3 protein-coding genes are annotated in these 6,385 nt (G+C 74.5%); 1 reads left to right on the forward strand and 2 read right to left on the reverse strand.

The annotated features are described in order from the left end of the window. Positions 1-261: 261 nt before the first annotated feature. Both ACFWWQ_RS22605 and ACFWWQ_RS22610 read right to left on the reverse strand, forming a co-directional pair. On the reverse strand, positions 262-1,923 hold the full coding sequence (locus ACFWWQ_RS22605; protein WP_384598906.1) for a PucR family transcriptional regulator: 1,662 nt from the start codon (positions 1,921-1,923) through the stop codon (positions 262-264). A 423-nt stretch (positions 1,924-2,346) separates the two neighbouring features. Beyond that, the gene (locus ACFWWQ_RS22610; RefSeq protein WP_384598909.1) at positions 2,347-4,509 is read right to left on the reverse strand and encodes an ATP-binding protein; all 2,163 of its coding nucleotides are present in this window, start codon (positions 4,507-4,509) and stop codon (positions 2,347-2,349) included. 324 nt (positions 4,510-4,833) lie between these two features. Between ACFWWQ_RS22610 and gabT the strand changes: the two genes are divergently transcribed. Continuing rightward, a complete protein-coding gene (gene gabT / locus ACFWWQ_RS22615; protein ID WP_384598912.1) occupies positions 4,834-6,183 on the forward strand; it encodes a 4-aminobutyrate--2-oxoglutarate transaminase in 1,350 nt (449 codons plus the stop codon). The last annotated feature ends 202 nt before the right edge of the window (positions 6,184-6,385 follow it).

Here is a 6,385-nt window from a genome sequence, read left to right on the forward strand (position 1 = left end):
CGAAGTGGTGGGTGGTACGCACGGACCGGCGAGCAGATCCGCGCTGTCGACTCTGCCCCCACCGTAGGGGTGCGACGCCGCCGTGGCGTTTGTCCGAAGCGGCGCAATCCGTCCGTGTGTCTCTCCGCGATGGACGAGGCAGGGGCGTATGGGAGGCGGGGCGGGGCGGGGAAGGCTGGCACGAGTGGTGCGCCCCGTGCCCCATGCCCCATGCCCCATGCCCCATGCCCCATGCGGAGCGTAAGGCCGGGGCGGGTGTGTTCATTCCCCCGGCGTACCCGGTGTGCCGTGTGTGTCCGCGGTGCCCGAGGTCACCTTGAGGGCCAGCCACAGTTCCATCCGGACGTCCGCGTCGTCCAGGGAGCGGCCGAGGATCTCCTCGACGCGCCGCATCCGGTACCGCAGAGTGTGGCGGTGCACCCCGAGGTCGGCGGCGGCGGCGTCCCACTGCCCGTGCCGCGAGAGCCAGGCGCGGAGCGAAGCCACCAGATCGCCCCGGCCGGTCGCGTCGTGCTGCCGCAGGGCACGCAGCAGCCCGTCGGCGAAGGCCCGGACGGCGTCGTCGGCGAGCAGGGGAAGGACGGATCCGGCGGCGACGTCCTCGTGCTCGATCAGCGCGCGGCTCCGCCGACGGGCGACGGAGAGCGCCTGTTCGGCCTGGCGGTGCGCGGTCGGCACGGTGGCGGGAGCGGTCGGGGCGGAGAGCCCGGCCGCCAGCCCCTCACCGCCGTACGGGGCCTCGCCACGGGGCGCGCCGCCGCGCGGCGCGGACGGTGCGGCCGGACGGTCCTCGACGTCCGCGGCGAAGCGGGCGCACGCGTCGGCCGCGGCCCCGCCATCGGCGACCAGAGCCGTCAGCCGCCCCGTCTCGGCAACGACGAGCACCGCCTCCCCCGTACGGGCGGCGGCGGACTCAAGGGCGTCCGCAAGGCCGTCGAGCACACCGGGCCCCGTGCGGGCGGCACCGTTGCCACCGGCCACCGGTTCGGCGACCAGCACCCGGAACGGGGCCTCCAGCAAGCCTCCGTAGAGCCGTCCCGCCACGGACCGCGCATGGTCCGGCTCGCCGATCAGCAGCATCTTCAGCACGGCGGAGGCGAGCCGGGCCTCGGCGTCCTGGAGGGCGCGGGAGCGCTCCGTGGCGAGCGTCAGGAGGGCAACGGCGGAGTGGACGGCGTAGCGTTCCGCCGTGCCCAGTGCCGCCCCTGTGCCGACGGCGAGGACGCCCCGTGCCCGCCGCCCCGTGCCCAGTGACTGGAGTTCGACGCGATCGTCGCCCTCCGCCGCGCTGATCACCGCGCTGGCGGGCGCGGGGCGCTCCCGCAGCCGGGCGACGTCAGCGGCGAGCCGGGCGGCGCGCCGAGCCGCCCATTCGGGCGCGGCGGCCAGCACGGCGCCGGACGCGTCGTACAGCGCGGCCCAGCCGTCCAGGTGAGCGGCGAGCCGGGCCAGCAGTTCGGCCGGGCCCTCGGCGCTCAGCGCGGCGCGGGTCAGTTCCCGCTGCGCCTCGAACCCGGCGGTCACGGCACGGTACTGGTCAGCGGCGACGGCGGCGGACACGGCCTTGCTGATGGCGATGAACGGGGTCCGGCGGGGCACGCCGAACAGCGGCAGCCCCTCGGCGCGCGCTGCCGCGACGAACGCCTCGGGCACCTCGTCGTAGTTGACGCCGATCGCAAAACCGAGACCGATGACCCCCGCGCGGGCCACCCGGCGTACGTAGGCGCGCGCGGTCTCCTCGTCCTCGGCGTCCAGTTTCAGCGCCGTGATCAGCAGCAGCTCACCGCCCTCCATATAGGGCACCGGGTCGATCAGCTCGCTGGCGTGGGCCCAGCGCACGGGGACGTCGAGCCGCTCCTCGCCCGCGAGCACGGTCAGCTTGAGCGCGGTGTGGTTGACCAGGGAGGCGAGGGTGTGCGGCATGGAACCTTCGACGGCGACGGGGGCGGCGGCCACCGCCGGTGGGACGGGGGCGGCACGCCCGAGGTGGGGCCGTCCCGTAGGAACGGTCACCACCGATTCTGCCTCAGTGGCGGTCGAAGCAACCGGGCGGCACGGGCCGCCGGCCAGGGCGCATCCGCTCCGGACGCGCCCCATGCCACGCCGCATGGCGGGCGTCCATGGGGCACGGACGGTACGGGGGCAGGGCACGGGCAGTGTGGGGCCGGGGCGCTTCGCGCGGGGCGGCTCGTCCGCAGTGAGCCGCGCATGGGGCACCCGCATGGGGCGCCGCGGAGAGAGCCTGGGCACCCCCCTTGAGGCACCGCGCATGGGGCCGCCCCGTGCAGGGAGCGTTGGCGCGCTCCCTGGGGCGGCCCGCACGGAGCGCCGCCCCACCCCGCCCCGCTACCGCTGCAGGTCCACCAGCACCGGAGGCGCGTGTTCGCCGCGTACCGAGGTGACCGACAGCACCGCATGGCCGGGCGGGACGGCGTTGGCGAGATCGGAGGCGGACCAGCGTTCGCGCTCGACGGTGCGGACGGTGATCGCCTTGGCCGTGGCCGCCTTGCCCGTGGCCAGTTGGCGGAACATGTGGAACACCTTGCCCGCGGCGCTGTACGCGATGATCTGCCGGTCGGTGACGTCGCGGGTCTCCACCCACTCCTTGCCCCACACCTCGGCGAACCGCGCCCCGTCCCAGGTCGTGACGCCGGCGAACGCCATCCGGCACCCGACCGCGCCGAGCAGCGCGCTGCGCAGCGACTCGGGGACATCGTCCAGCGCACGGAGCGTCAGCACCGCGCCCGCGTTGGCCGCTCGCAGCCGCTGCAAGCCCCGCAGCGCCTCGGCGGTGATGGTGTGCGCCGCCTCGTCCAGGACCAGACAGGCAAAGAGGGAGCGGTCGGTGCGGGCCACCGCGGCCTCGGTGAACTGGGCCAGCACCAGCCGCGCGAGGATCCGTGACGCCTCGGCGTGCCCCCGTTCCGGGAGTTCGACGCGTATCCGCAGCGGCTGGTCGAGGGAGCGCAGCGACACCTGACGGGTGCGCCCCGTGGTGTCGAAGAATCCGGCGAAGGCGGGGCGGTCCAGCAGCGCGATCCGGTCGGCGAGCAGCGCCCCGGTGTCACCCGGCCGCTCGGACTGCCGGGCGCGGGCATCCAGTTCACGCAGCTGCGCCGTGGCACCGGCGGCTCGCAGGGCCTCACGCAGCTCCGCCACCGGCTCCTGCGCACCGTCGAGGAGTTCGCGCAGCTCCGGCACCGAGGGGAAACGGCCGTGGGCGGTCCGGAACGGGCCGAGGAGCTGCCCCAGTGCGGTCGCCGCGCGTCGGCCGTCCGCGCCCTGCTGCCCGGTCGCCAGATCGCCGACCAGCGCCTCGGCGAGCATGCCCGCGGCCTCGTCGGGGTCGGTGGTGCCGCCGTAGAGATCGAGGTCGGTGTCCTGACCGGGGCGGCCGACACGGACCACCACGTCGAAGGCGTCATCGGGGCCGAGGTCCGCGCCCACGGGGCCGACGGCGACGACGGCGCACCGCCGGGCGAGCGCTTGGAGGCACATCGACTCGACGACCGGCTTGAGCACCCGGCTGGTCTTACCGCTGCCCGACGGGCCGACGGCGAGCAGAGAGGTGCCCAACAGGCCCGGATCGAGGGCGAGTCCGGCGCCGCGGTGCTGGTGCGGGTTGCGTTCGTGGTCGGCGGCGACACCGATGCGCACCTGGTGCGCCAGGAGGTCGTGGTGGGCGGTCCGGCGGGACAGATCGCGTGCGCCGGACGGGTGCGCCTCGGCGGCGGCGCCGTGCCGCAGGACGGTGTCGGTGAAGGAGGAGACGCCGCCCGCGCCGCCCCGTGCGGCGCGCCATGCGTGGTCGATGCGGGCGACGTCGACGTCGTTCATCCGCCCCGCGCGGGCCTCGGCGGTGAGCTTGTCGGCGGCGTCGACGGCGCCCGCGGCGCGCAGCTCGGGCCACTGCGCCCGGTCCACGGCCGGTTCGGGCTTCGCCACCGGAGCACCCTCCCGTATCCGGCGCAGCAGCGGGCCGGCCACCCGGCGGAACAGTTCGGGCCAGCGGCCGAGGCGGCCGAAGATCGTGGCGATCCCCGCGATCCACACCGCGTAGTAGAGGTTGACGATCCAGACGGCGAAGGTGCCGCTGGTGCGCCAGGAGTCCGGGGTGAGGGCGTAGAGCGGCCACACCCAGTAGTTGCCGAGGTAGTTGTTCCACAACAACGACCACAGCAGCCACCCGCACAGACCCGAGATGACCGCACCGCTGATCAGCTGGCGCAACGGGGCGCGGTCGGGGTCGGCGGCCGGGCGGGGGCGGTGACCGTACGTCCAGATGCCTGGCGCGGCGGCGGGGCGGGGGGTGCGCAGCCAGCGCAGGACCGGGGGTTCGGGCGCCGCCCCATGCGGGACGGGTGGCGGGGCCGTGGGGGGCGGCGGGGCGGCCGCCGACGGGGCGGCGGGCGGTGCCGCGGGGCGCGGGACGGTGGGTTCGGGTCGGGGTGCTCCGTGCGGTGGCGGCGGAACGGTGTGCGGTGCGTCGTGCATACCCTCGGTGTCCATCCGGTGCCCCTCGTCCCCCTTGGACTGTGCCTGCGTCGTTCGTGGACCATCCGCGTCGGCGACGGCGCGGGTACGCCGCCGTGCGGTACGCCGCCGTGCGGTACGCCGCCGTGCGGTACGCCGCCGTGCGGTACGCCGCCGTGCGGTACGCCGCCGTGCGGTACGCCGCCGCTCAATCTACTGGCCCCGCGCCGTCGCTATGTCCGGCGCGGACAACGCAACACGCGCACTTCTCCCGAACGGAACATGCCAGACCCGGCCCACCACCCCTAGCCTGCGAGAAAAGACCTTTCGTACGTCCCCTTCCACCCCCAGGAGACTGCCATGACCGAACTGTCCGGAGGCCCCGCCCTCCCCCAGGAGCGTCGCGTCGTCACCGCGATTCCCGGCCCCAAGTCGCAGGCGCTGTGGGAGCGTAAGCAGGCCACCGTGGCGGGTGGCGTCGGTGCGGTGCTGCCCGTCTTCATCAAGCGCGCCGGCGGCGGCGTCCTGGAGGACGTCGACGGCAACTCCCTCATCGACTTCGGCTCCGGCATCGCCGTGACGTCGGTCGGCAACAGCGCCGAGGCCGTGGTGCGCCGCGCCACCGCGCAGCTCGCGGACTTCACCCACACCTGCGCCATGGTCACGCCGTACGAGCCGTACGTCGAGGTGTGTGAGCAGCTCGCGGAGCTGACGCCGGGCGACCACGCGAAGAAGTCCGCGCTGTTCAACTCGGGCGCGGAGGCGGTGGAGAACGCGGTGAAGGTCGCCCGCGCCTACACCAAGCGCCAGGCGGTCGTCGTGTTCGACCACGGCTACCACGGCCGTACGAACCTCACGATGGCGCTGACCGCGAAGAACATGCCGTACAAGCACGGTTTCGGCCCGTTCGCACCCGAGGTCTACCGGGTGCCGCTGGCCTACCCGTACCGCTGGCTGACCGGCCCGGAGAACTGCGCGCAGGAGGCCGCCGAGCAGGCCATCTCACAGATCACCAAGCAGATCGGCGCGGAGAACGTCGCGGCGATCATCATCGAGCCGGTGCTCGGTGAGGGCGGCTTCATCGAGCCGGCGAAGGGCTTCCTGCCCGCCATCGCGAACTTCGCGAAGGAGAACGGCATCGTCTTCGTCGCCGACGAGATCCAGTCCGGCTTCTGCCGCACGGGGCAGTGGTTCGCGTGCGAGGACGAGAACATCGTCCCGGACCTGATCACCACCGCCAAGGGCATCGCCGGCGGTCTGCCGCTGGCCGCGGTCACCGGCCGCGCCGAGATGATGGACGCGGCGCACGCGGGCGGCCTCGGCGGCACGTACGGCGGCAACCCGGTGGCGTGCGCGGCGGCGCTGGGCTCCATCGAGACCATGCGCGAGCTGGACCTGAACGCCAAGGCCCGCCGGATCGGCGAGATCATGAAGGCGCGCCTGGGCACGATGGCGGAGAAGTTCGACATCATCGGCGAGGTCCGCGGCCGTGGCGCGATGATCGCGATCGAGCTGGTCAAGTCCGGTTCGAAGGAGCCGAACGCCGAGGCTACCGCCGCGGTCGCGAAGGCGTGCCACCAGGAGGGCCTGCTGGTCCTGACCACCGGTACGTACAGCAACGTGGTCCGCTTCCTGCCGCCGCTGGTCATCGGCGAGGACCTGCTCAACGAGGGTCTGGACATCCTCGAGACGGCGCTCGCGGCGCTCTGATCCGGGCGCGGACGGGGCGGCACGGGCCGCTTACGGGGGCGTCGGCCTGGACTCGACGGCCTGCCGGGCCCCGATTCCCCCGCGGCTGACGGACTCGCTTCGCCGCCCCGGGCGCACCGGTACGGATTCCGTCCGGCGGCAGCGTCGCCCCCGCCCGACACCTACGGCACCCCGGCGCCGGGGGGGGGGGGGGCCCCCCCCC

The sequence above is a fragment of the Streptomyces sp. NPDC059080 genome (assembly GCF_042739975.1).
Classification (GTDB): Bacteria; Actinomycetota; Actinomycetes; order Streptomycetales; family Streptomycetaceae; genus Streptomyces; species Streptomyces benahoarensis.

Excerpts from the sequence above, each read along its gene's own strand:
- ACFWWQ_RS22605 (WP_384598906.1), bottom strand. The coding sequence starts at position 1,923 with ATGCCGCACACCCTCGCCTCCCTGGTCAACCACACCGCGCTCAAGCTG.
- ACFWWQ_RS22610 (WP_384598909.1), bottom strand. The coding sequence starts at position 4,509 with ATGGACACCGAGGGTATGCACGACGCACCGCACACCGTTCCGCCGCCA.
- gabT (WP_384598912.1), top strand. The coding sequence starts at position 4,834 with ATGACCGAACTGTCCGGAGGCCCCGCCCTCCCCCAGGAGCGTCGCGTC.